Source organism: Paludibaculum fermentans (assembly GCF_051172195.1).
GTDB lineage: Bacteria > Acidobacteriota > Terriglobia > Bryobacterales > Bryobacteraceae > Paludibaculum > Paludibaculum fermentans_A.
Genome location: NZ_JBPJAQ010000002.1, coordinates 997,730 through 1,020,631, shown reverse-complemented (window position 1 = coordinate 1,020,631; position 22,902 = coordinate 997,730). Strand labels below are relative to the sequence as shown.

The 22,902-nt window shown below is 62.9% G+C and carries 19 protein-coding genes; 9 read left to right on the top strand and 10 right to left on the bottom strand.

What is annotated here, in order from left to right:
- Positions 1–39 precede the first annotated feature (39 nt).
- Both ACR9Y2_RS30760 and ACR9Y2_RS30755 read right to left on the bottom strand, forming a co-directional pair.
- Complete coding sequence (locus ACR9Y2_RS30760) at positions 40–522, bottom strand: MarR family winged helix-turn-helix transcriptional regulator (RefSeq protein ID WP_435045707.1); 483 nt, start codon at positions 520–522, stop codon at positions 40–42.
- Positions 523–529: 7 nt separating this feature from the next.
- Entirely contained in the window at positions 530–916 is a 387-nt protein-coding gene (locus ACR9Y2_RS30755) for a hypothetical protein (protein ID WP_435045706.1), read from the bottom strand.
- A 185-nt stretch (positions 917–1,101) separates the two neighbouring features.
- Between ACR9Y2_RS30755 and ACR9Y2_RS30750 the strand changes: the two genes are divergently transcribed.
- From ACR9Y2_RS30750 to ACR9Y2_RS30735, 4 genes are all read left to right on the top strand, one after another.
- A complete protein-coding gene (locus ACR9Y2_RS30750) occupies positions 1,102–1,542 on the top strand; it encodes a hypothetical protein (RefSeq protein ID WP_435045705.1) in 441 nt (146 codons plus the stop codon).
- A 33-nt stretch (positions 1,543–1,575) separates the two neighbouring features.
- Positions 1,576–2,049: a VOC family protein gene (locus tag ACR9Y2_RS30745; protein ID WP_435045704.1), complete on the top strand. Its 474-nt coding sequence runs from the start codon at positions 1,576–1,578 to the stop codon at positions 2,047–2,049.
- A gap of 131 nt (positions 2,050–2,180) precedes the next feature.
- Positions 2,181–2,513: a PadR family transcriptional regulator gene (locus ACR9Y2_RS30740; protein WP_435045703.1), complete on the top strand. Its 333-nt coding sequence runs from the start codon at positions 2,181–2,183 to the stop codon at positions 2,511–2,513.
- 3 nt (positions 2,514–2,516) lie between these two features.
- Positions 2,517–5,165, top strand: coding sequence for an ADOP family duplicated permease (locus tag ACR9Y2_RS30735; protein WP_435045702.1), 2,649 nt, complete (start codon positions 2,517–2,519; stop codon positions 5,163–5,165).
- A gap of 27 nt (positions 5,166–5,192) precedes the next feature.
- On the opposite strand, the gene ACR9Y2_RS30730 is transcribed toward ACR9Y2_RS30735, so the two are convergent.
- On the bottom strand, positions 5,193–6,494 hold the full coding sequence (locus tag ACR9Y2_RS30730; RefSeq protein WP_435045701.1) for an O-acetylhomoserine aminocarboxypropyltransferase/cysteine synthase family protein: 1,302 nt from the start codon (positions 6,492–6,494) through the stop codon (positions 5,193–5,195).
- A 158-nt stretch (positions 6,495–6,652) separates the two neighbouring features.
- Here ACR9Y2_RS30730 and ACR9Y2_RS30725 point away from each other — a divergent pair, with 158 nt between their 5' ends.
- Entirely contained in the window at positions 6,653–6,967 is a 315-nt protein-coding gene (locus ACR9Y2_RS30725; protein ID WP_435045700.1) for a hypothetical protein, read from the top strand.
- A 73-nt stretch (positions 6,968–7,040) separates the two neighbouring features.
- On the opposite strand, the gene ACR9Y2_RS30720 is transcribed toward ACR9Y2_RS30725, so the two are convergent.
- On the bottom strand, positions 7,041–8,261 hold the full coding sequence (locus ACR9Y2_RS30720; RefSeq protein ID WP_435045699.1) for an alpha/beta hydrolase family protein: 1,221 nt from the start codon (positions 8,259–8,261) through the stop codon (positions 7,041–7,043).
- 60 nt (positions 8,262–8,321) lie between these two features.
- The gene (locus ACR9Y2_RS30715) at positions 8,322–8,804 is read right to left on the bottom strand and encodes an adenosine-specific kinase (RefSeq protein WP_435045698.1); all 483 of its coding nucleotides are present in this window, start codon (positions 8,802–8,804) and stop codon (positions 8,322–8,324) included.
- Positions 8,805–8,844: 40 nt separating this feature from the next.
- On the opposite strand from ACR9Y2_RS30715, the gene ACR9Y2_RS30710 reads away from it, so the two are divergent.
- Complete coding sequence (locus ACR9Y2_RS30710; RefSeq protein WP_435045697.1) at positions 8,845–10,422, top strand: M20/M25/M40 family metallo-hydrolase; 1,578 nt, start codon at positions 8,845–8,847, stop codon at positions 10,420–10,422.
- A 60-nt stretch (positions 10,423–10,482) separates the two neighbouring features.
- Here the strand turns inward: ACR9Y2_RS30710 and ACR9Y2_RS30705 are convergent, their stop codons facing one another.
- Positions 10,483–12,108 (bottom strand): ABC-F family ATP-binding cassette domain-containing protein, encoded by a 1,626-nt coding sequence (locus ACR9Y2_RS30705; RefSeq protein WP_435045696.1) that lies wholly within the window; start codon positions 12,106–12,108, stop codon positions 10,483–10,485.
- Positions 12,109–12,301: 193 nt separating this feature from the next.
- Between ACR9Y2_RS30705 and ACR9Y2_RS30700 the strand changes: the two genes are divergently transcribed.
- From ACR9Y2_RS30700 to ACR9Y2_RS30690, 3 genes are read left to right on the top strand one after another with little or no spacing between them, the layout of a single operon-like run.
- On the top strand, positions 12,302–13,612 hold the full coding sequence (locus ACR9Y2_RS30700; protein WP_435045695.1) for an NRAMP family divalent metal transporter: 1,311 nt from the start codon (positions 12,302–12,304) through the stop codon (positions 13,610–13,612).
- 60 nt (positions 13,613–13,672) lie between these two features.
- Positions 13,673–14,881, top strand: coding sequence for a threonine ammonia-lyase (locus tag ACR9Y2_RS30695; RefSeq protein WP_435045694.1), 1,209 nt, complete (start codon positions 13,673–13,675; stop codon positions 14,879–14,881).
- 17 nt (positions 14,882–14,898) lie between these two features.
- Positions 14,899–18,093, top strand: a complete 3,195-nt coding sequence (locus ACR9Y2_RS30690; RefSeq protein ID WP_435045693.1) for a carboxypeptidase regulatory-like domain-containing protein — start codon at positions 14,899–14,901, stop codon at positions 18,091–18,093.
- Between the two features lie 43 nt (positions 18,094–18,136).
- On the opposite strand, the gene ACR9Y2_RS30685 is transcribed toward ACR9Y2_RS30690, so the two are convergent.
- The 4 genes from ACR9Y2_RS30685 to ACR9Y2_RS30670 form a co-directional block, all read right to left on the bottom strand.
- Positions 18,137–20,362 carry a hypothetical protein gene (locus ACR9Y2_RS30685; protein ID WP_435045692.1) on the bottom strand — a complete coding sequence of 742 codons (2,226 nt, stop codon included), beginning with the start codon at positions 20,360–20,362 and terminating at the stop codon, positions 18,137–18,139.
- Positions 20,363–20,624: 262 nt separating this feature from the next.
- A complete protein-coding gene (locus tag ACR9Y2_RS30680; RefSeq protein WP_435045691.1) occupies positions 20,625–21,179 on the bottom strand; it encodes an HD domain-containing protein in 555 nt (184 codons plus the stop codon).
- Positions 21,164–21,955, bottom strand: a complete 792-nt coding sequence (locus ACR9Y2_RS30675; protein WP_435045690.1) for a phosphatidate cytidylyltransferase — start codon at positions 21,953–21,955, stop codon at positions 21,164–21,166. The genes ACR9Y2_RS30680 and ACR9Y2_RS30675 overlap by 16 nt, the downstream gene beginning before the upstream one ends.
- Complete coding sequence (locus tag ACR9Y2_RS30670) at positions 21,952–22,788, bottom strand: isoprenyl transferase (protein WP_435045689.1); 837 nt, start codon at positions 22,786–22,788, stop codon at positions 21,952–21,954. Before ACR9Y2_RS30670 ends, ACR9Y2_RS30675 begins: the two co-directional genes overlap by 4 nt.
- Between the last annotated feature and the right edge of the window lie 114 nt (positions 22,789–22,902).

The following is a 22,902-nucleotide window of genomic DNA, read 5'->3' as shown; positions in this document are numbered from 1 at the left end:
GCGGGCTGGCCGCGTCCGGGCTGCCGCGCCGAAGCAACGTCAGCCTCCGGATGACCGTTTGGAGCCAGATCCAGCGGCTTGCGCGGCTTCGGCGACGCGGCCAAACATGCTCATCAGGACGTCCCATTCGCCCGGCGCCAACGAGGACCGCAGCCGTTCCTGTGCCCGCTGCCAGCCGGGTGTCGCAGCGGCAAGGATTGAGTCCCCCTCCGCCGTCAACCGATAGCCGCGCTCGCGGCGGTCCTCAGACCCGGCCAGTTCAATCCAGCGCCGCCGCAGAAGCACCCTGAGATTCCGCGAAAGCGTAGTCTTGTCGAGCCCCAGCATGCGCCCAAGCCCCGCCTGGCCGGTGGATTTGCTCACCTTGAGGGCAGTCAGCAAAGAGTATTGCGCCGGCTCCAGCGACGCGCTCATTTCCTCGCTGTAGAGTTGCGTCACCAGGCGCGCCGCACGCCTCAGATTGGCGCACATGCAGTGAAGATCGGGCAGCGGACGCGGCTCCGATTTGGCCTTTGGCGGCATCTGGATCCTAACGGGATGGCTGGGCGAGCAGTACGCGCAGCGGCGACAACGGCCCGAGAGGCATGTAGTCGAACGTCACATAGTGCGCCTTCACCAGCGGCAGGGTCTCCAGGATCGCCTTCGCTTCCTCCACCGTCTTGCAGTCCATCAGGAGGACAACACCCTTGCCGTCGCCCCGCGCGTACCATTGCTCGATCTTCCCGTCGAGGTAGAGCTGCACCGTGTCACGCACCTCGTGCTGCATCACAGTCGACACCTGCTCCCTCGTGATCCCGGGATTGACTGAAAGGGTCGCCAGGACGTGGGTCACTTTCGGCGCGGCCGGCGGCTGGGCCCACAAGCAGGTGGAGCCGATCAGCAGAAACAGAATACTGCGAAGATTCGTTAGTTGCATATACAACCAATATCACAGGTCCCAGGGAATTTGAATGAGAATGTGCGGATCGCCGATTTTTGTTGCAATTTTCCGGAAGGGGTGTCGAAATCGCGTGTCTGGCTTCGACTCTATTGCAGTACACGGGGCGCCCATCCGTCCCAGTGCGGGGCATTCGAGGCCCGCTCCCGCAAGGAGAATAGACAATGAATCCGTCCATTTCCAAGGCCCGGCGCGCAGGCGCCATTTTCGCGGGGTTCGTCTTCGTTGTAGTGACGTCCACCGCTGCTGACCTGCTGTTTCATGCCACCGGGGTCTTTCCCCCGATGGGGCAGAGGATGTCCGATCCCCTGTTTGCCTTCGCACTCGCTTACCGCTGCCTGCTCGCCATTGCCGGCAGTTACCTGACGTCGCGGCTGGCGCCAACCTGGGTGCTGCCGCAAGCCACCGTGATGGGGACAGTGGGCCTGGCAGTTTCCACGCTGGGCGCCGCTGTCACCTGGAACAAGGGTCCGGAGTTTGGGCCCCACTGGTACTCCGTCCTGCTCGCCCTGAGTTCGCTGCCGTGTTCCTGGGCGGGCGCAAGACTATTCCTCGTGCTGGGACCGGGCGGCGAAGCCTCACCCGCCCACTCGAGCCATGCATAACCTAACGATTTCAACCCAAGGAGAACCACCATCATGAATAAGATCACTCCCTTTCTCTGGTTCGACAACCAGGCCGAGGAGGCTGCGAAGCTCTATACGTCCCTCTTCAGAAACTCCAGGATCGTGAAGATCTCACGTTATGGCGAAGGGGGCCCCGGCCCGGCGGGCAGCGTCATGACCGTACAGTTCGAACTCGACGGCCAGCTGTTCACCGCACTCAACGGCGGGCCGCACTTCCACTTCACTGAAGCGATCTCATTCACCATCGACTGCAAGACCCAGGAGGAGGTGGACAAGTTCTGGTATGCCCTTTCCGAGGGCGGATCGGAAAGCCAGTGCGGCTGGCTGAAGGATAAGTTCGGCCTCTCGTGGCAGGTGATCCCCGAAGCCCTGGGCCGGCTGCTCAGCGGACCAGACCCGAAAAAGTCGAGGCAAGTCATGCAGGCGATGCTGAAGATGAAGAAATTGGATATCGCGGCGCTCGAAGCCGCGCACGCACAGGAGTAGCAACTGGACCACCGGAGCGGGCGGGGATCCGGCAGCCTGCGAGCCCGCTCCGCGCCGGGGTGCAACGTGATGGCTGTAACGTTTCGCGCCTCCTATTGACGATCGATATCGACCGTCGATATTATCGACCCATGTCAAAGCCCGCCGAGTTGCTGCAAGGCACTCTCGACCTCCTCATTCTCCGCACCGTCGAACCCGGAGCCCTGCACGGAGTCGGCATCTCCGACCGCATCGAACAGGTCACAAACGGCGTGTTTGTCGTGGGCCCCGGTTCGCTCTTCCCCGCCCTGCACCGTCTCGCCGAAAAGGGCTGGCTCGACGGTGAATGGGGCACACTGGAGAGCGGACGCAGGGCCAAGTTCTACTCCCTCACGCCCGAGGGCCGGACTCAGCTCACCCTGGAGAAGCGCAATTGGCGCAAGGTCTTCACCGCCGTGAACCAGGTGCTGGCCGAGGAGGCATAAGCCGTGGCGTGGACCAGCCGAGCCCGAAATCTGCTGCACCGCTGGCTGCGCCGCCGCCAGGTGGAGGACGAACTCGACGAAGAGGTCCGCACTTACTTCGAGATTCATACGGAGCGCCGCATGGCGAAGGGGCAGTCCCGCGAAGACGCACTGCGGGCCACGCGCCTGGAGTATGAGGGTCTGGAACAGGTGAAAGAAAAAGTTAGGGATGCACGCATGGGCTCCGCCATCGAGACGCTGATACAGGATCTGCGCTACGCCGCACGCGTGCTGCGCAAGAGCCCGGGCTTCACGTTCTTCGCTGTGTTCACCATCGCCCTGGCCCTCGGCGCAAACGCTGCCATCTTCAGCCTGGTGGACGGAGTGTTGCTGAAACCGGCCAGCTATCCCGAGCCCGAACGCATTGTGCAGATCTGGGAGAAACCGCCGGGTTACCAGCGAAATGGTGTCGCCGGGGGGAACTACCGCGATTGGGCGAAGCAGAGCCATTCATTCGAAGCGATGGCCGCGCTGACGGGCGGCAGCATGAGCTATTCCGGCGGCGGCGAACCGCGCTCGCTTCATGCGCAGAACGTCTCGGCGCCCTATTTCGAGGTGTTCGGCGCCCACGCGACACTGGGTCGCACGTTCGCCAGGGATGAGGACGAACCGGGCAAGGACAAGGTGGTGGTGGTGACCAACCGCCTCTGGCAGGGTGTCTTCGGCGGTGACCCTGGAGTGGTGGGGCGCCAGGTGAGACTGAATGGCAACTCCTACACTGTCATCGGCGTGCTGCCGGGCGGCACGGAGTACGATCGCGGCTGGGCCGACCTGTACGTACCGCTCGTGGTGGCGCCGGACGCGGCCCGCAACTATCACTACCTGCGCGTCGTCGCCCGCCTGCGCCGGGGCGTCACCATCGAACAGGCGCGTTCGGAAATGGAAACGCTGGCTACGCACATCGCGCACCTCTATCCAGCGGTGGGCAAAACGGATTGGAGTGCTACAATCGACCGCTATCTCGACCGCCTGGTGGGCGATCAGATGCGCAGCACCCTCGTGATCCTCATGTCCGCGGTGTTGGCTGTACTGCTCATCGGCTGTGCGAATCTGGCAAATCTCCTGATGGCGCGCTCGACGCTCAGGTCAAGGGAGATCGCGCTCCGCATGGCGCTGGGGGCGGGCCGCGGCCGCATGATCCGCATGCTGCTGACAGAGAGTCTGCTGCTGTCATCCGTAGGCGCCCTGCTGGGAATCGGGTTAGGCGCCGGCCTGCTGCGCTGGATCCAGAGCGTGCTGCCGCCCTACTATTTCCCGACCGAATCCAGCATCGCCCTGGACGGCCGGGCGCTCCTTTTCCTGGCCGCGGCGACCGTGCTCACCGGCATCGCCTTCGGCCTGACTCCAGCGATCCAGGCAGCCCGCGGCAATACGGCGGAATCGTTGAAAGAAGGCGGCCGCGGAGGCTCAGGCAGTCGCGGAAAGTTCATGGCCCGGCAGTCGTTCGTCTCCATCCAGGTGGCCATGGCGTTCATCCTGCTCACCGGCGGCGGCCTGTTGATGCGCAGCCTCCATCGTCTGCTGAATGTCGATGTGGGTTTCGACGAGACCGGAGTGGTCGCCGGCTTCCTGCCGCAGGACCGGCAGACGAAACCCCAGGCCGCAGAACTGATCCACTACGCGGACCAGGTGGTGGAGGAGGCGCGCAGTATGCCGGGCATCCAGGAGGCGGCATTGGCCAGCGCCCTGCCCATGCAGGGCTGGGGCGACGGTATGCCATTTCACTTTCCTGGAAAAGCCAGGGAAAACCGCTCCATCGGATTCAAAGTCGTCACACCAGGGTATTTTCCAGCCCTGCGCCTGCGTCTCATCGCCGGACGCGTCCTGAACGAACAGGACATCGCCGGCGGTCCACGCGTCATCGTGGTGAACGACTCGTTCGTGCGCAGCTATATGAAGGACCAGAACCCCATCGGCCAGCGCATCGTCGCCAACCGCCTGCTGCCGTCGCGCCGTGAGATCGGAGAAGAGGTCTCCTGGGAGATCGTCGGCGTGGTGAGCAGCGAAAAGAGCAATGGACTCGATGCGGCAACCAATGACGGCTGCTACGCCGCCTTCGCCCAGGTACCCGTGGTCGGCCTGGGCGTCGTCGCGCGCGGCAGCGGCGATCCATCCGTGCTCATCAAGTCGCTGCAGGCTGCCATCTGGCGTGTTGACAGAAACCAGGTGCTGGACCGGCCCATGACCGTGGCCCAGATGAAGGAAGAGATCGTGATGGATCGCCGCCTGCCGGCCCTGCTGCTGGGCGGCTTTGCCGTACTGGCCCTGCTGCTCGCGTGCGCGGGCATCTACGGAGTTCTCTCATTCGTCACAGCCCGGCGCACACAGGAAATGGGGATCCGCTCTGCGATGGGCGCGACGCGCGCCGATCTGATGCGACTGGTCGTCGGCGGCGGATCGGTACCGGTGCTGGCAGGCCTCGCCGCCGGCTTTCTGGGGGCGCTGGCCCTGGCCCGGTTTTTGCAATCCATGCTCTTTGCAACGTCGGTGATGGACGCGCTCACGTTGCTCAGCGTGAGCGCGCTGTTCCTGTGCGTCGCCTTGGCCGCCTGCATCCTGCCCGCCTGGCGCGCGGCACGGGTCGATCCCATGTCGGCGCTGAGGCAGGAGTAAGGCGGTCAAGCCAAACGTCGTTGCAAATTACTTCTGCGAAGCTTCGAGGGCCTGGCCGAGATCCCAGAGCAGATCTTCCAGGTCTTCCAGGCCAACAGACAACCGGATCAGGTCACCCGTCACACCGGCTGCCGTCTGCTGCTCCGGCGAGAGTTGCTGGTGCGTCGTCGAGGACGGGTGGATCACCAGCGACCGCGCATCGCCGACATTCGCCAGATGCGAAAACACCTTCAGGCTGTTGACGAACTTCACGCCCGCGTCATACCCGCCCTTGATGCCGAAGCTGAATACAGCCCCGGCGCCCTTCGGCATGTACTTCCGGGCCAGTGAATTGTACGGGCTGGATTTCAACCCCGCGTATTTCACCCATGCCACGGAAGAGTGCTCTTCCAGCCACTCTGCCACAACCTGGGCGTTGTGGACATGCCGGTCCATGCGCATGCCCAGCGTCTCGATGCCCTGCAGGAACAGGAATGAATTGAACGGGCTCAGCGCGGGACCCAGGTCACGCAGGCCTTCCACCCGCGTCTTCAGGATGAACGCAATGGCGCCGAAGGTCTCAGCGAAGTTCATGCCGTGATAGGCCGGCGAAGGCTGGTTGATCATCGGGAACGGCCCCTTGGACCAGTCGAACTTCGCGCCATCGACAATGATGCCGCCGATGGACGTGCCATGGCCGCCAATGAACTTGGTGAGCGAGTGCAGGACGATGTTCGCGCCCCAGTCGATGGGACGGCACAGATAGGGCGAAGCAAAGGTATTGTCGATCAGGAACGGCAGTCCGGCTTCGGCCGCGATTTTTCCGACAGCTTCGATGTCCAGGACGTTGCCGCGCGGGTTCGAGAGCGTTTCGCCATAGATGGCCCGCGTCTTGGGCGTGATGGCCTTGCGGAAATTCTCTGGATCGTCCGGCTCGACAAAGGTCACGTCGATGCCCATGCGGCGGAATGTAACGTCAAACTGCGTATACGTGCCGCCGTAGAGCGTACTGGACGATACAAAGTGATCGCCGGCCTGCAGCAGCGAGTTCAGCGCCAGGAATTGCGCCGATTGCCCGGAAGCCACGGCCAGTGCGGCTGCGCCATTTTCCAGCGACGCGACGCGCTTCTCCAGCACATCGGTGGTCGGGTTCATGATGCGCGTATAGATGTTGCCGAACTTTTGCAGCGCGAACAACTGGGCGGCATCGGCCGAGTCGTCGAACGCAAACGACGTGGTCTGGTAAATCGGTACGGCGCGCGCCTTCGTCGTCGGGTCAGGGTCGTAACCGGCGTGAAGAGCTCGCGTGTTAAAGCCCAGTTCGCGTTGCAGATCCTTCAGTTTAGACATTGTCCTTATGATGCCATGGCTCAGGACGTCGCGCAGGCACCCCTGTGCCGCCGGGGGCAAAGATACTCTGCGGAGGGGATAGGACCAGGCCTGAGCCCCGCCGCATACTGGGCACATCAGAGAAGCAGACGGGCAACGGACGATCGGAAGGGACGAAAATGCGGAACCTGGTGATCAAACGAGCGCTGTTCATTTTCCTGTTGGTGACTGGTGTGCTGGCGGGCATGGAAGCCTGGCACGTGATGAGGCATCCGAGTACGAGCCTCTTTGTGTTCTCCGGCCTGTTCGTGGCCGGGCCCGTGTATTGGGCACTGTTTGTATGGCTGTGGCTCAAGTATGATCTCACTGGCGCAGTCGCGGAAGTGACTCCGGCCAGCGCGGCCAGCGACGCGGAGGAGACCGAGGATTGGCGCAGATCCTCGGTGCTGGCGATCCGCCACAGCGCCATCCACGGACGGAAGCTGATCGGCTAGCTCCGCCCGTCGGGATGGACCACCGCTCCTCCTCGGGTAAGGAATAAGACTTGCCCGAGGAGCAGCATCTCTTTCAACGACTCCGTGCAGAGCCGCCCGCCTGGACCCGTCCGCCGCTGACCCACGAGTAGTGTGCCTGAACACGGTCCAGACCTGCCGGATCCATCAGGAACGCCGTCAGGAATTCCAGCGTCGCGCGCTGTGTCTCCTCCGGATCCCAGGAACCACCCACGGTGCGCGCCAGCAGCCACTGCCCCGGACGCGAAAAGAACAGCGGGAAATCGCTGAAGCTGTAGTGGCTGTTGCCTCCGAAAGTGTAGCGATACCCGGCAGCGCCCGACAAATTCCGGAGGATCCGCTGGTTGCCTGTCCGGAACGACTCGCTACTCTTCCCCATCGCGGGGTCGCTCACAATCATCATTACGGGACGATCCAGGTGCTTCTCCGGTAGCGATCCATACGGAGTGCCGTCGATGTTCACGGCAGCCTGAATCCGCCGGTCTTCGCCCATGGCCGCCAGGGAACTGGCGCCCCCAAATGAATGGCCGGCCGCCATGAGATGGCCAAAGTCGAGATGGGGCGCAAACTCGGTTTGCGCAATCCTGTCCAGTGCGAAGCGAATGTCCGCAACCCGGATGCCCTGCTGCCGCGTCATGTAGCCGATCAAGTCCGGATCGTTGGGCAGGCGTCTGACCACCGTACCCACCACCTCGCCCCCGGCCAGTTCTGCTACGCCGGCTTCATAGGGATGATCGATCGCCAGCACCACCAGGCCACGGCTCGCCAGTCCGGTAATCAGGCTGGTATAGAACGACCGCGTCGCACCGTACCCCGGCGAGAAGATCACCACGGGCCAGCGCTGCCCGCCTGGGGCGAAGGCCGCACCCGTCACGCTGTGTGTATCGATGCGATCAAAGTTCCTGAGGAGGAATCGAGGCAGCACCGAAACCCGCTCAGGCAGGTTGGAGAGCCCATCCATATAGACGGAATGCGGCCCCGCATCACCCTTATCCGTCGGATAGAAAACCTGTAGGATCACGTTGCGTCGGTCGTGTGGATCCTCTGTCGCCACCTCCGGGCGCGACTCGTCCACCCAGCGGAAGATCCGGGTCCCCACGCCGTACGGCCCGTCCGGTTCAATCATCCGCGGCGCCGGCAGCAGAATCCACACCGCAAGGGCCGCGAACCCCAGGAAGCTCAACACAGAGAAGCGAGTCTTTCGCCAGCGGGCGGGCAGCAGCCACATTGCGGCTATGAGCAGATAGAGCGGCCAGAACTGCCAGCTGAGGAGCATCCACATCTGGATGGATGACGGCCGGAAGTCTCAATTCTTACAGGTGCCGCAAAATTCCCGTCAGCGCTTGTACCCAATCTTTCTCAGCAGGCCGTGCCGCCACTCGACATCTTCCGGGCCTTCCACGCCCTTCGGCTTCTCGCCGTCGATGACGCCCAGCACGCCGCGCCCCTGTTCCGTCTCCGCCACAATCACTTCCAGCGGATTCGCCGTGGCGCAGAACAGCCCCACCACCTCCGGGACTTCCTTGATGCGCGGCAGCAGGTTGATGGGATAACCCTCGCGCATGCAGATGAAGAATGTATGTCCCGCCGCAACCGCCTGGGCATTCTGCACCGCCAGCGCCTTGAGTGCATCATCATTGCCGTCGGCCCGAATCAGGCAGGCGCCCGACGCTTCGCAGAACGCGATCCCGAACTTCATCTGCGGCACCGTATTCACAATGGCTTCGTAGATGTCCTCTACGGTCTTGATGAAGTGACTCTGGCCAACAATAATGTTGCCGTCCTCAGGAATACTCAGGCGCACCGATTTCAGTTCCATGGCAACGAATATGGTAGCGCGTCGGTTATCCTGACTCCATATGCGTCTCGCTCTGCTGCTACTCGCCAGCGCTCTCCTCGTTACCGCGGAAGAGCGCATCAACTCGGACGTCAACCAGAAGCTCCGCAAGGAAGAAGCCGCCAATTCGCAGGTCATGAAGACCCTGCACATCCTCACTGACCGCTATGGCCCGCGCCTTACTGGTTCCCCCAATTACGAGGCGGCGGCCAAGTGGGCGCGCGACAAGATGACCGAGTGGGGTCTCAAGAATGCCCATCTCGAAGCCTGGGAGTTTGGCCACCCCGGCTGGCTGAACGAGCGTGCTACGGGCTTTGTCACCGCTCCGATCAAGGACAACCTCGTGTTCGAGGTTCTCTCCTGGACCCCTTCCACCAAAGGCGCGGCAAAGTCGCTGGCCATCCTGGTGGAACCGCCCAAGACGCCCACGCAGGAAGAGTTCACCGCGTGGCTCGCAGCCAATAAGGATAAGGTGAACGGTCGCATCGTGATGGTGGGCAAACCCACCGTGATCCCCGTCAACTTCACAGCGGTAGCGAAACGCATGGACGACGAAGCCCTGCAACGCAGGCTCTCCGGCCAGGGTGGACCTGGTGGACCGGGCGGCCCCAATCGCACGCCGCCCGCCAAGCCCGAGTCCGGCAAGCTCACCGCCGCCCAGGTGAACACTCAACTGGATGAGTGGCTGGTCGCCAACGGCGCCCTGGTTCGCGTCAATGACGCAGCGATGGCTCACGGCATGGTGCGCGCGTTCAACAACCGCTCCTACGACCTCACGAAGGCAGTGCCCACCGTGGTCCTGCGCAATGAGGATTACGGCCGCATCGCCCGTCTGCTCGAGGATGGCGAAAAGGTGGAGATGGAGTTCGACATTGCCAATCACACCTATCCCGAAGGCAAGACAACTTATAACGTGGTCGCCGAGATTCCGGGCACCGACAAGGCGGACGAAGTCGTCATGCTGGGCGGCCACCTCGACTCATGGCACTCCGCCACCGGCGCGACCGACAACGGCATCGGATCTTCCATGATGATGGAGGCCTCACGGCTCATCCAGGCACTCGGCGTACAGCCCCGCCGCACCATCCGCATCGCCCTCTGGAGCGCCGAAGAACAGGGCCTGCTCGGTTCGCAGGCTTATGTGAAGCAGCACTTTGGTACGTTTGAAGAGCCAAAGGCCGAATTCGGCAAACTAGTCGCCTACTTCAACATCGACTCCGGCACGGGCCGCGTACGCATGGCCAATGTCTTTGGACCGCAGGAAGCAGCCGATGTCCTGAAGTCGGCCCTCGATCCCTTCGCCGACCTCGGCGTAGCAGGCGCTTCAGCCAGCAAGAGCCGCCGCACCGGGGGCACCGACAGCACATCCTTCAATGCAGCCGGCCTCGCGGGCATCGGTCTCGGCCAGGATCCCATCGAGTACTTCGGCACCACCTGGCATACGAATCTCGATACCTATGAACGCATCGTGCCGGAAGACGCCATGAACGCCTCCATCGTGATCGCTGGCGCCGTGTGGCACCTGGCCAATCGCGACGAGGTTCTGCCGCGGTTCACCAAGGAACAGATGCCGGAACCGGTGAAGCCGGGCCGGGATTAGCGGCCATCGCCGCTTCGTCACCCAACTGGAAGCTAGTGAGGGCCGGCCATGCGCCGGCTCTTACTTTTTCTCCTGCGCTTGCGCCGCCTGATACTCTTCGTACGTACCCGGGAAGTCTTCGATCCTGCCGTGGTCGAAGTGCCAGATGCGGGTAGCCACTTCTTCGATCACGTCGTGATCGTGCGTCACCAGCAACACCGTCCCGTCATACTTCTGCAGCGCAATGTTCAAAGCGTTGATCGATTCCAGGTCCAGGTGGTTCGTGGGTTCGTCCAGCACCAGCAGGTTCGGCTTCTGCAGCATCAGCCGGCAGAAGATGATGCGCGCCGCCTCGCCGCCCGACAGCGCCTGCGTCGGCTTCAACGCATCGTCACCGCTAAACAGCATCTGGCCCAGCAACCCGCGCAGCTCTTCCTGCGAAGCCCTCGGATCGAACTGGTACAGCCACTCGATCACCGTCATTCCGTGCTGGATCGACTCGCGATGATCCTGCGCGAAGTAGCCGACCGAAACTTCATGCCCCCAGGTGACCGTACCCGCATCAATCGCGAACGCCTTGTCCGCTTCGTCGATACCACCCGGAGCATTGCGCAGCACGCTGCGCAGCATCGTGGTCTTGCCGCAGCCGTTGCGGCCCATCAACGCGATCTTCTCGCCGCGCGCAATCTTCGCCGAAAACTTGTTGATCACCTTAAGATCGTCGTACGACTTCGACAAACCCTGGATCTCCAGCGGATGCCGTCCGGACGGACGCTCGATCTGGAAGCGGATAAATGGCCGTTGGATGTTCGATCGCGCCAGGTCGGAATTCTGCAGCCGCTCCACTTCCTTCTTGCGCGACGTCACTTGGCTCGATCGCGTACCCGCCGAGAATCGCGCGATGAATTCGTTCAACTGCGCAATCTTCTTCTCACGCTGCTCGTTCTGCGCTTCAATCCGCGACCGGATCTGCATCTTCGCCAGCACCATGTCGTCGTAGCCGCCGGTGTACGTGATCACCGTCTCGTAATCGATGTCGGCCGTGTGTGTGCAGACGCTATTGAGGAAATGCCGGTCATGCGAGATGACGATCAGCAGCCCTTCGTACTTGCACAGGTAATCCTGCAGCCAGTGCACCGAATCCAGGTCCAGGTGGTTTGTCGGTTCGTCCAGCAGCAGTACTTCGGGGTTGCCGAACAACGCCTGCGCCAGCAACACACGGACCTTCTGGCCGCCCTGCAATTCGCCCATCCGGCGCTCGTGCAGTTCGTCATCGACACCCAATCCCGACAGCAGGATCGCCGCATCACTCTCCGCGCTGTAACCGCCCTCTTCGCCGACAATCCCTTCCAACTCACCCAGCCGCATGCCGTCATCATCGGTCAGCAGCGTGTGATCCTTCTCGTACAACGCCTCGCGCTCCTGCATCGCCTGCCACAGCGGAGCGTTCCCCATGATCACCACGTCCAACACGCGATACGCATCGAAGGCGAACTGATCCTGCCGCAACACGCCCATGCGCTTGGGTTTAGTGACCGAGCCCTTAAAGGCATCCAACTCGCCGGTGAAGATCTTCATCAGCGTCGACTTCCCCGCCCCGTTGGGTCCTGAAATGGCATAACGCCGCCCGGGAAGAAACGTAGTGGTGACGTCTTCGAACAGAATCTTGGCGCCGAAGCGCATGGTGAGGTTGTTGACGGAAATCAAGGAAATACCATTTTAGCGAAAAGGCCCGTTTTTCGCTAGTTTTTCCTAAATCGCGGCCGTCAGGCGGCAGCCCGCCGTGGCACTGCCCCCTCGCCCTCCGCCTTACCCTGAAACCAACTCGAAGCGTAGAGCATCCAGCGAGTCAGGTAAAATCGCGCCGCCGCGGTTTCCGGGCAGCCTACTGGGAGGAGTCTTGGACCACAAGTCTTTGCGGGCAAAGACGCAGAAGGGCGCACAGATTCTCACCGGTCGTTTTCGCCGCTTCTTCTCTGAACTCGGACCAGGCCTCATCACTGGCGCCGCCGATGACGACCCCTCCGGCATCTCCACCTATTCCGTCACCGGAGCCGCGTTCGGCTACCAGCCGCTCTGGACCGCACTCTTCACCTTCCCCCTCATGTCCGCGGTGCAGATCATGTGCGCCCGCCTGGGGCAGGTCACCGGCCAGGGACTCGCCAGCCTCATCCGCCGCCGCTACCCGCGCTGGGTCCTGTGGATCGCCTGCGCCCTCTTGCTGGTAGCCAATATCGTCAACATCGCGGCAGATCTCGGCGGCATGGCCGGAGTCACGCAACTCCTCACCGGAATCAACGCCTACTACTGGACGCCCATCTACGCTCTATTCCTCGTCGGCATGCTGTTCTGGACCAGCTACCGCTCCATTGTGCGTATCTTCAAGTGGCTCACCCTGGCCCTGTTCGCCTATGTGGCCGCGGCTCTCCTGGCCCACCCGGATTGGAACGCCGTCCTGCGCGCGACATTCATCCCCAGTGTCCAATGGACCCCCGCCTTCTGGGCCACCTTGGTCGGCATCCTCGGCACCACCATCTCGCCGTACCTGTTCTTCTGGCAGGCCGCGCAGGAGGTGGAGGAGGAAGAGGCCCAAGGCCGCGTCACGGTGGAGCAGCGCAAAGGCGCCTCCCGGCGGGAGCTCAGCCGCTCCAGGAACGACGTGCTCACCGGCATGTTCGTCTCCAACCTGGTGATGTACTTCATCATCCTCACCTCGGCCGCCACGCTGCACGCACACGGCAAGACGTCCATCTCGACAGCCCAGGATGCAGCCGAAGCCCTCCGCCCGCTCGCCGGCGATGGTGCCTACTGGCTCTTCAGCCTCGGCCTGATCGGCGCCGGCATGCTCGGCGTACCCGTGCTCGCCGGCTCGTGCGCCTATGCCATCGCCGAGGCCGCCAACTGGGTGGGTTCCCTGGAAGTGCATCCGCCCCTCGCGCACGGCTTCTATGGCGTAATTGCCGTCGCCATGGCGCTGGGCCTCGGCCTCAACTACGCGGGCCTCGATGCAGTCAGAATGTTGTTCTGGTCTGCTGTCGTCAACGGCGTACTCGCCCCACCCCTGCTGATCCTCGTTATCCTGCTCACCAGCCGCGCCGACATCATGGGTGAACACCGCAACGGGCCCTGGCTGCGCGGCCTCGGGTGGACTTGCGCCATCACCATGATCGCCGCCAGCCTGCTGATGCTCGGCACCTCATTCAACAGTTGAACCAGGCCCGGCCCCGTCCATCCGCGCTAGTCTGAAATACATGACGCTGGTGCTTGCCCAATGATCGGACTCGTCGACATCCAAAAGGCCATGGCCCGCATCCGCGAGTCCATCCGCCTCTCGCCGCTCGTCCACTCCGAGTCCCTCTCCACGCTCTCCGGCAACGAGCTCTACCTCAAGCTCGAAAACCTGCAGCGCACCGGCTCGTTCAAGGAACGCGGCGCCCTCAATAAGATCCTCACCCTCACCGATGTTGAGAAATCGCGCGGCGTCATCGCCGCCTCGGCCGGCAACCATGCCCAGGCAGTCGCCTACCATGCCACCGCCCGCGGCATCCGTTCCCGCATCTGCATGCCGCTCGCCACCCCCCTCGTCAAAGTCTCAGCCACCCGCGGTTATGGCGCCGAAGTCGTGCTCCACGGCCGCAACTACGATGAGGCCTACCAGGAAGCCGTGCGCCAGTGCGAAGCCGAAGGCCTCACCTTCCTTCATCCCTTCGACGACGAAGCAGTCATCGCCGGACAGGGCACCCTCGGCCTGGAGATGCTCGCCCAGAACCCGGCGCTCGACGTCATCATCGCCCCGGCCGGCGGCGGCGGACTGCTGGGCGGCCTGGCCTGCGCCGTGAAAGAGATCAACCCGCGCATCGAGATTGTCGGCGTCGAAGCCGCCCGGCTCCCGTCCATGGCCGCCGCCCTCCACGCCTCGGGCCCCGTCACGGTCGATGCCGCCACCACCATCGCCGACGGTATCGCCGTCCGCCGTGTCGGCGAACTGACACTCCCCCTCGTCCGCAAATACGTCGACTCCATGGTCGTCGTCGAGGAAGAAGAGATCGCCAACGCCATCCTGCTCCTTCTCGAACGCGAGAAGACCCTCGCCGAAGGCGCCGGAGCCGCCGCCCTCGCCGCCGTCCTCCAACACAAAACCGCCTACAAAGGGAAACGCATCGGCCTGCTCGTCTGCGGCGGCAACATCGACGTCACCCTGCTCTCCCGCATCATCGAACGCGGTCTCGTCAAGGATGGCCGCCTCGTCCGCCTGCGCATCCACCTCACAGACCACCCCGGAGCCCTCCGCCGCCTCTGCGAAGTCATCGAGGAACAGAAAGCCAATATCGTCGAGACCATGCACGATCGCGCCTACTACGGCGTCAACCTCGGCGACACCGTCATCGATGTCACCATGGAGACCCGCGGCACCAGCCATATTCAGGAGTTGATGGCCGCCCTCAGCACCGCCGGCTATGTGCATGAACGCGTGCAATGATGTCAAAATGAAGACTTATGCGTCTTCTTCTTTTCCTGTGCGCTCTCAGTGTATGTCTACTGGCCCAGTCGCCATTGGGCACCGTAACAGGCCTGGCCGTCGACCCTAGCGGCGCTCCTATCCCCAGCGCCACCGTAGTCTTAACCAACGAGGCCACCGGCGTCCACGTGGAGACCGCCACCAATACCACGGGCAATTACCTCTTCCCCAACCTCGCCCCCGGCAACTACAAACTCGCCGCCGAAGCCAAGGGCTTCCGCAAGCTCGAGGCCGCCGGACTCTCGCTGGCCGCCTTCCGCACCCTGCGCCAGGACCTCCACTTCGCCCTCGAGTCCGCCTCGGCCGAAGTCACCGTCGCCGAATCCGCCTCCCCCGTCATCCAGACCGAATCGCCCAGCGTCTCGTTCAGCCTCTCCAAACAGCAGATCCAGGAACTGCCTTCCAACCTGCGCAGCGTCTATAACAACTCCGGCGACTCCGGCCTCATCGCCAACCTCATGCCCCTCACCGTACCCGGCGTCGTGCAGATGGGCAGCGGAGCCTATTGGATGGTGCCCGGCGGCGGTCCCAACGGCCTCAAACTCAAAGTCGACGGCATCGAAACCAACTTCGGCAACTTCGGCAGCCCCGATCCCGTCTCCCAACCCTCCATGGAAGCCGTCGAGGAGTTCACCGCCAACCTCACCACCAATCGCGCCGAATTCGGCGGCCTCGGCACCGTCACCACCGTCACGAAGTCCGGCACCAATCAGTATCACGGCGACCTCTTCTGGTATGGCAAGAACGCCGCCCTCGACGCCCGCAACCCCTTCCTCACCGCCCGCCCGTTCCAGAACATCCACGACTTCGGCTTCAGCGCCGGCGGCCCCCTCCGCAAGGACAAAACCTTCGCCTTCCTCACGTTTGAAGAGATCCGCGGCGTCCGCAGCTACCCGTTCACCTCCAGCGTCCCCACACTCGCCCAGCGCGGCGGACAGTTCAGCGCCGCCGTCCGCGACCCCTTCGCCAGCAACGCCCCCTTCACCGACAATAAGATTCCGGTCAGCCGCCTCACCCCCGAAGCACTGAAGGCCCAGGCGCTCCTTTACCCGCTGCCCAACTTCGGCGACGCCGCCCTCACCGCCGGCAACTATCGCGCGGCGTTCAACGGCCCGGAAGTCCACCATCTCTTCGAAACCCGCATCGATCACAACTTCACCAGCGCCCACTCCGCCTTCCTGCGCTACCAGTGGAAGTACGACGACTACGACATCCCCGGCGCCCGCGGCCAGTTGCCACCCGTCACCGAAGGCACCTCCAAGAACCTGCGCCAGATGAACTTCGTCAGCTTCGGCGATATCTGGACGGTCAGCCCCACCCTCTTCAATGAGTTCCGCGCCGGCCTCGTCGCCCTCGAATCGAAATCGTCCGCCGACGTGAAAGGCCAGAGCCTGCTCGACCAGATCGGCATCACCGGCCTGCCTGTCCGCTCCAGCGCCCCCGGCGTGCCGAACTTCGCCGTCACCGGCCTCAGCACCTACACCCAGAGCCTGCTCAACCCCGTCGTCGACAACCACTGGCAACTCGCCGACAACATCACCAAGATCGCCGGCCGCCACACGTTCAAGGCCGGAGCCGAAATGGTCCATTGGATGGTGAACAAGCACGTCACCTCCAACGCCGCCCTGTTCGGCAACTTCTCGTTCCAAAACCGCTACACCGGCCAGCCCTACGGCGACTTCCTGCTCGGCCTGCCCACCACCGTCACCCGCCTCGATCCCTACGCCGCCCAATACTTCCGCTGGACCGATGCCTCGTTCTACGTCCAGGACGACTTCAAGCTCAACGCGCGCCTCAGCCTGAACTACGGCATCCGCTACGAGTACAACCAGCCCGCCGCGGCCCGCGGTAATAACTTCTACAACTTCGACGTCGCCACCGGCTCTGCCGTCCTGCCCACCTCCGCCGCCCGCAGCCTCATCAGCCCCTACTACCCCTCCACCCTGCCCATCATCACAGCCGACTCCATCGGCCTGGGCCGCTCCCTGCGTACCTCCGACAACAACAACTGGGCGCCGCGCGCCGGCTTCTCCTATCGCGTCGACAACTCGGGCAAAACCGTCATCCGCGGCGGCGCCGGCATCTACTACGGCCACTACTCCGTCGGCGCGCTCGGCAGCCAGGTCGCCGGCCCCTTCGCCGTCTCCACCACCAGCAATAACGCCTTCGCCAACGGAGCCCCACTCTTCACCCTGGCCCAGCCCTTCGCCGCCCCGGGCAGCGCCGGCACGTTGAACCTGAATGGCCTGGCGTCCGACCTCAAGAACACCTACTCCCTGCAGTACTCGTTCACGCTCGAGCGCGAACTCTCCCGCGACTTCGGCCTGCGCCTCAGCTACATCGGCTCCAAGGGCACCCAACTGCCCTACATGCGCAACATCAACCAGCCCCGCGCCTCCTCCACCGCCTTTGCCCAGTCGCGCCGCCCCTATCCCATCTATAACAATGTGGTCTTTGCGGAAAACGGAGCCAATAACAGCTACCAGGGCCTCCAGACCGGCATCACCAAACGCATGTCGCGTGGCCTGCAGTTCAACTCCACCTGGGTCTGGGCCAAGGAGCTCAGCGAGGTCGACGACACCAACAATGCCGAAATCAACACCCAGATCGAAGACGCCTACGACCGCCGCCGCGACCGTGCCGATGTCTACTCCATCCCCCGCCATCAGTGGATGAATCAGGCCCTCTGGGAACTCCCCCTCGGCAAAGGCAAGCTCCTGGGCGGCTGGCAGCTCAACGCCCTCATCAACTTCAGCACCGGCAACTGGCTGAATCCGCAGTTCTCCGGCAGCGATCCCTCCAACACCAACACGGTTGGCGGCCGCCCCGACGCCATCAGCGCCGTCGCTTATCCGCAGACGCTCGCGGCCTGGTTCGACCGCACCACCTTCGCCGTGCCCACTGCCGGACGCTTCGGCAACGCCGCCCGCAACTCCGTCGAAGGGCCCGGCTATGTCGTCTTCAACGCCGGCATTATGAAAAAGGCGAGGTTTGAAAAGGCGGGCGAAGTGCAGATCGGGGCTTCGTTCCAGAACCTGCTGAACCACGTCAACTACGGTCAGCCCAACATGACCGTCAACAACGCCAACGGCGGCGTCATCACCAGCACCCACGTCTTCCTGCCGGCCGGCTCACCCCGCCAGGGTCAACTCAATCTGCGCTGGAAGTTCTAACAGAAAGCGGGGCAACCGGACCGCTCCGGCTGCCCCGCCCTCCTCATTGCTTCGAGAACTGGCGGTTCGGCACCACTCGCTGACTCGTCGTCAGCGGCGCTGCCCCGTCACCCGCAATCGACACCGTCACCGCGCGGCTGGTGAATTCCCCCACCCGCACCACCAACGGCACCGCACTGCCCGGTTGGATCTGGTCCGGTACGTGGATCCGGACATAAATCACCGGCCCTAGCAGGCCAGGGCGTCCGCCCGCGTACAAAACCTCCGCATCCACCCCACCAATACTCGCCGTCACCGTCAGCTTCGGCAGCGGGAAATTGAAAGGGACGTACGACTCGTCGATCGTGTCGTTCTGGGGATCCGTAACGCCCACACCGGTGATGAACCCCGAAATGGTCGTCGACGGATAGGCCGGGTTCTCCGGCGAGTTGGCCGTGGCGTCCTCATTGTCAAACGCGCCCGCCCCCACACCAGACCCATCCATCGTGGCGATGCCCGGATGCGCCTCCACCACCTCCAGCGTCTGCGGTTCCGTGGTCAACCCATCGTGCTGCAGGGTCACCGTCACATTGCCTTTGCCGATCACTGAATACGGCACCACCGCCACTGCCTTGGTGGAGGAAGCATAGACGATCGACGCCGGTTGGTCGTCGAACATCACCCGCACTCCACCCAGGATCTGCGGCAGCGTACCCGTGCTCGTGTCATCCGCCTTATACTCGACAGCCGTGGCCGGACCAATCCCGGTGCCCGTGATGGCCACCAGTTCTCCCGGCGATACCGCCCCGCCCTGCATACTGAACGCATTCGCCACGCTGATCTCGGAAAGCCCGTTGGTGCCGCCCGACCTCAGCCCGTACACGGCAATCTGGTTCGAGAAGGTCGGCACGTACACGCGCCCATTCGCCACCGTCGGGTTCCCGAACTTGGCAAAACTCGGCAACGTGTCACCGGCCGCCATGTCGCTGTTCCACAGCTCCTGCGTCAGGTCCGTGGCGTCGAACGCGTGAAACACGCCCGGCCAGGGCCGCCCCACGTTGCCGCCATCCGTGCTCGTGGTCCACAGGATCGCCGTCGACGGATCATCCTGGTTCGACGAGACCGTCATCCCCAGAAACGGGATCCCGCCCGAGTTCACCGATTCGTTCACCGGCGTCGTGTCGAACTTCCCGTCCTTCAACTGATAGGCCCGCACCGGGGCGCCGAATCCCTGCACAAACAGCAGCGGAGCCCCCGGCCGGTTCCAGTAGGCCATGTTGTACAAGCCCGCCTCGGCAATCCGGAAACTCTGCACCGCCAGCGGGTTGCCCTCGCTCATTTGGCCCATGTTGCCGCGCTTGATCACGTACAACACGCCCTCTTTACCGCCGCCGATCAGCAGGTCCGTGCCCGGCAGCGGAATCGGCGTGGTCGAGCCCAGGTCGTTGTCCACATCGTTCAGATACTGCCAGTTGTCCGGCGTGAACGTGTCCAGGATCCCCAGGTTGGCGTCCATCTTGAGGAAGCTCTGCCCGAAGTTCCGCTGCCCGTCGAAGGCGCCATTCGCCGTGGCTGTATAAATGTTGCCGTCTTCGTCCACCGACGGTCCGTGACCGGTCATCCAGAACGATGAACCTTCCCCGTCGGGCGACGCGTTCATGATCGAAACCTGCTGCGACAGGTTCGCCGCACTGTAGCCAAACAGCCAGCCGTGGTAAATTCCGGAATCGCCGTGCGACCCAAAGCCCACGTAAACCACGCCGTTGTGCAGCAGCAGCGCCGGACGCTGGATGTGCGCAAACGGCACGAACGGCACCACTCCGTCCTTGTTATCGCTGCCCATACCCGGCACTTCACCCGAAATGGTCACCGGTCCACCCGCCACCTGGATTCCGGTGGCCAGGTCCAGGCCGTGCAGCTTGAAGGAGTACGCCCGGTCGCTGTACGTAGCCGCGACCAGATAAATCGTCTTCGTCGTTGCGTCAATCACGGGCGTCGACAGAATGCCGACTTCCGGGCTGATGTCCGTGTAGTAGTACTCAATGCTGTAGTTCGCCGAAGGCACCGGCGTACCCAGGTTGACCTTCCAGAGCGGCGGAGTGGTGGGCGGAGCCGCCGCATCGAACGCATACACCGAGTTGTGCATCGTGGCCACAACCAGGATGTTCCGCTGTCCGTACCCCGGCACATCGACACCGGAAACGTAGAGCGGTTGGGCGTAAACCTGGCCATCCACCTGCAATGAGTAGAGTTTCCCAAACTGGTTTGCGTTGACGTTCGAGTGCTGCAAAACCGTCTCCGAATTCGTGGAATTCGTCCGGAAAGAATCGTAATTTGCAGTCAGAACGTTTACTTGAGCGTAGAGAGATCCCGATATTGCGCAGAGCGCCAGCAACGGAGCGAACCCCAGGCTTCGACGCCTGAAGACACCCCGGGTAGTCTGAAGAACATGCATGCTTCTTCATAAGACGCGGAAGAGGATGCGAACGGTGACAGGTAATTGTAATTAAAAGGTAAAGCTGCTGTCTGACATGACTATCTACCGATAGTCCCTATTGGAAGACTGCACTCACTTCCGCCGAAAACACCGAAGCCAATCCAGCCCCGGGCTGCCCCGTCAGGCGCTGCTCAAACACTTCAGCCAGTGACTGGTAATACCAGCGCTGCTGCTCGCGTCCGCGCCGGAACCGCTTCCAGGCATCTTCTCCGCGCAGGGCAATATCTTCACGGATTGACCGGATATTGTCGATTTTGTCCGCGATCGCCACCATCAGCAGATCTTCGTTGGCGCTCCGCAGCAGCTCGATCGTGTGCTCCTTGCGATGCTCCCACGAGGCCGCCTTGTCCGGTTCGCTCGCCCCGCGCACCAGCTCCGCCACCTCCGCGCCGAACAGCGCTTCAATCTGCTCGTAGGTGACGAAACAATCCTCCACCGTATCGTGCAGCATCGCCGCCACGGCCACGGTCTCACGGCATCCGGCGTCCAGCAAGGTGGCTGCCGCCCGCATCGGGTGGATCAGGTAAGGCACATTCGTGCCCTTGCGATACTGTCCCGAATGCGCAGCCGCCGCAAACTGGATCGCAAAAAAGATCAGGGGAGAATCCATCGCTGCTGTAACAACCAGTAAACCACAGGTACCGAGAACAGGCTCGAATCCACCCGGTCCAGCCAGCCGCCATGGCCCGGCAACAGGTTGCCGCTGTCCTTCACACCGGCCCCGCGCTTGATGGCGGATTCACACAAATCCCCCACCTGTCCCGCCACATTCGCCGCCAGGCACAGCAGCAGTGCCGGACCCAGGGCCACCTCCGGGAACTTCCAGTGCAGGAACAACGCGCCCAAAGCCATCGACGAGACGGTCGATGCGATCGTCCCCTCCCACGACTTACCCGGGCTAATCGATGGAGCCAGCTTGTGGCGTCCGAAGTTCTTCCCGAAATAAAACGCGAAAGTGTCGCCAATCCAGTTGATCGCCACGCCGAACAGCATCCACCACGGGCTCCGTCCATGCAGGAATACGGCACACCGCCACGCTCCGAAGATATACAGAACCCCCAGCACGCTCATCGAGGCGATCGGCAGAACCTGCGGCAGGGGCCGCCGCCGCATCGCCAGCACCCAGGCCAGCAGCGCAAACAGCGTCAGGTACAGGGCTTCGCTATTGGGCAGCACCAGCAGCAGCACACCCGCCAGGTAGCCGATGGGGCTGTGGCGTGGATCCGGCCCACTGCCCGGGAAGTGCGCGCCCACTATCCCTTGATACTCGTAATAACAGAGAGAGCCGACTACCGCCAGGACCGCCAGAAAGAACCAGTCCGGTGCGAAAACGACTGCATAGAAAAAGAACGGGGTAATGATCAGACCAGTGAGAAGCCGCTTCATCGAGTGGGTAAGCTGACGGCTTCCAACACGGGTTCGTCAGCGGCCGGTTGCGCCGGCGCCTGTCGAATGCCCCCGAAGCGGCGGTCGCGTTTCTGGTACGCCTTCAGGGCCTCCAGCAGCGCGATCCGATTGAAATCCGGCCAGTAAGTCTCCGTAACATAGAGCTCGGCGTACGCAATCTGCCAAAGCAGGAAGTTCGAGATCCGCATTTCGCCGGAGGTGCGGATCAGCAGGTCGGGTTCGGGCTGCCCGGCCGTGTACAGGTGGTTGCCCAGGGCGTCCTCGTCCACCTTCAATTCATCCAGGCGGCCCGCCCGCCTGGCTTCGTCGATCATGCGGTTCACCGCGTCGACAATCTCGCTCCGGCCGCCATAGTTGATAGCCAGGTTCAGAATCAGGCCGCTGTTGCCCGAAGTCGCCGCGATCGCCGAATCCAACTCTTTCCGGATCTCGACCGATAGTTCATCCAACCGGCCGATCGCCCACAACCGGATGTTGTTCTGCATCAGGTGCGCGACTTCCTTGCGCAGGTAGTACCGCAACAGACGCCACAACGTCTCCACTTCCGTGCGCGGGCGCTTCCAGTTCTCCACCGAAAACGCGTATAGCGTCAGGCTGTGAACATTCAGTTGCGCGCAGGTCTCCACCGTCATCCGCACCGGTTCAACCCCGGCTTTGTGTCCGGCCGCACGCGGCAGACTACGGCTGTTGGCCCAGCGGCCGTTGCCGTCCATGATCACTCCGATATGTGCGGGAAGACGCGCCGGATCCAGCGACCGCGCTAATACCCATTCGGGTGAGCCCGGCTTTAGCGTCTGCAGTAGCGCCTGCATGAATAAGGATTCTTTCACATCTTATCGCATCCGGCTCGCATAAGCCCCAATCCGGCGACTCAGTGGTCTCAGCAGACCACCTTAGGGCCCCAGCCTGAGCCAACTACATGAATC

Coding starts and splice junctions, on each gene's coding strand:
- ACR9Y2_RS30760 (WP_435045707.1), bottom strand. CDS start 522: ATGCCGCCAAAGGCCAAATCGGAGCCGCGTCCGCTGCCCGATCTTCAC.
- ACR9Y2_RS30755 (WP_435045706.1), bottom strand. CDS start 916: ATGCAACTAACGAATCTTCGCAGTATTCTGTTTCTGCTGATCGGCTCC.
- ACR9Y2_RS30750 (WP_435045705.1), top strand. CDS start 1,102: ATGAATCCGTCCATTTCCAAGGCCCGGCGCGCAGGCGCCATTTTCGCG.
- ACR9Y2_RS30745 (WP_435045704.1), top strand. CDS start 1,576: ATGAATAAGATCACTCCCTTTCTCTGGTTCGACAACCAGGCCGAGGAG.
- ACR9Y2_RS30740 (WP_435045703.1), top strand. CDS start 2,181: ATGTCAAAGCCCGCCGAGTTGCTGCAAGGCACTCTCGACCTCCTCATT.
- ACR9Y2_RS30730 (WP_435045701.1), bottom strand. CDS start 6,494: ATGTCTAAACTGAAGGATCTGCAACGCGAACTGGGCTTTAACACGCGA.
- ACR9Y2_RS30725 (WP_435045700.1), top strand. CDS start 6,653: ATGCGGAACCTGGTGATCAAACGAGCGCTGTTCATTTTCCTGTTGGTG.
- ACR9Y2_RS30720 (WP_435045699.1), bottom strand. CDS start 8,261: ATGCTCCTCAGCTGGCAGTTCTGGCCGCTCTATCTGCTCATAGCCGCA.
- ACR9Y2_RS30715 (WP_435045698.1), bottom strand. CDS start 8,804: ATGGAACTGAAATCGGTGCGCCTGAGTATTCCTGAGGACGGCAACATT.
- ACR9Y2_RS30710 (WP_435045697.1), top strand. CDS start 8,845: ATGCGTCTCGCTCTGCTGCTACTCGCCAGCGCTCTCCTCGTTACCGCG.
- ACR9Y2_RS30695 (WP_435045694.1), top strand. CDS start 13,673: ATGATCGGACTCGTCGACATCCAAAAGGCCATGGCCCGCATCCGCGAG.
- ACR9Y2_RS30690 (WP_435045693.1), top strand. CDS start 14,899: ATGCGTCTTCTTCTTTTCCTGTGCGCTCTCAGTGTATGTCTACTGGCC.
- ACR9Y2_RS30680 (WP_435045691.1), bottom strand. CDS start 21,179: ATGGATTCTCCCCTGATCTTTTTTGCGATCCAGTTTGCGGCGGCTGCG.
- ACR9Y2_RS30675 (WP_435045690.1), bottom strand. CDS start 21,955: ATGAAGCGGCTTCTCACTGGTCTGATCATTACCCCGTTCTTTTTCTAT.
- ACR9Y2_RS30670 (WP_435045689.1), bottom strand. CDS start 22,788: ATGCAGGCGCTACTGCAGACGCTAAAGCCGGGCTCACCCGAATGGGTA.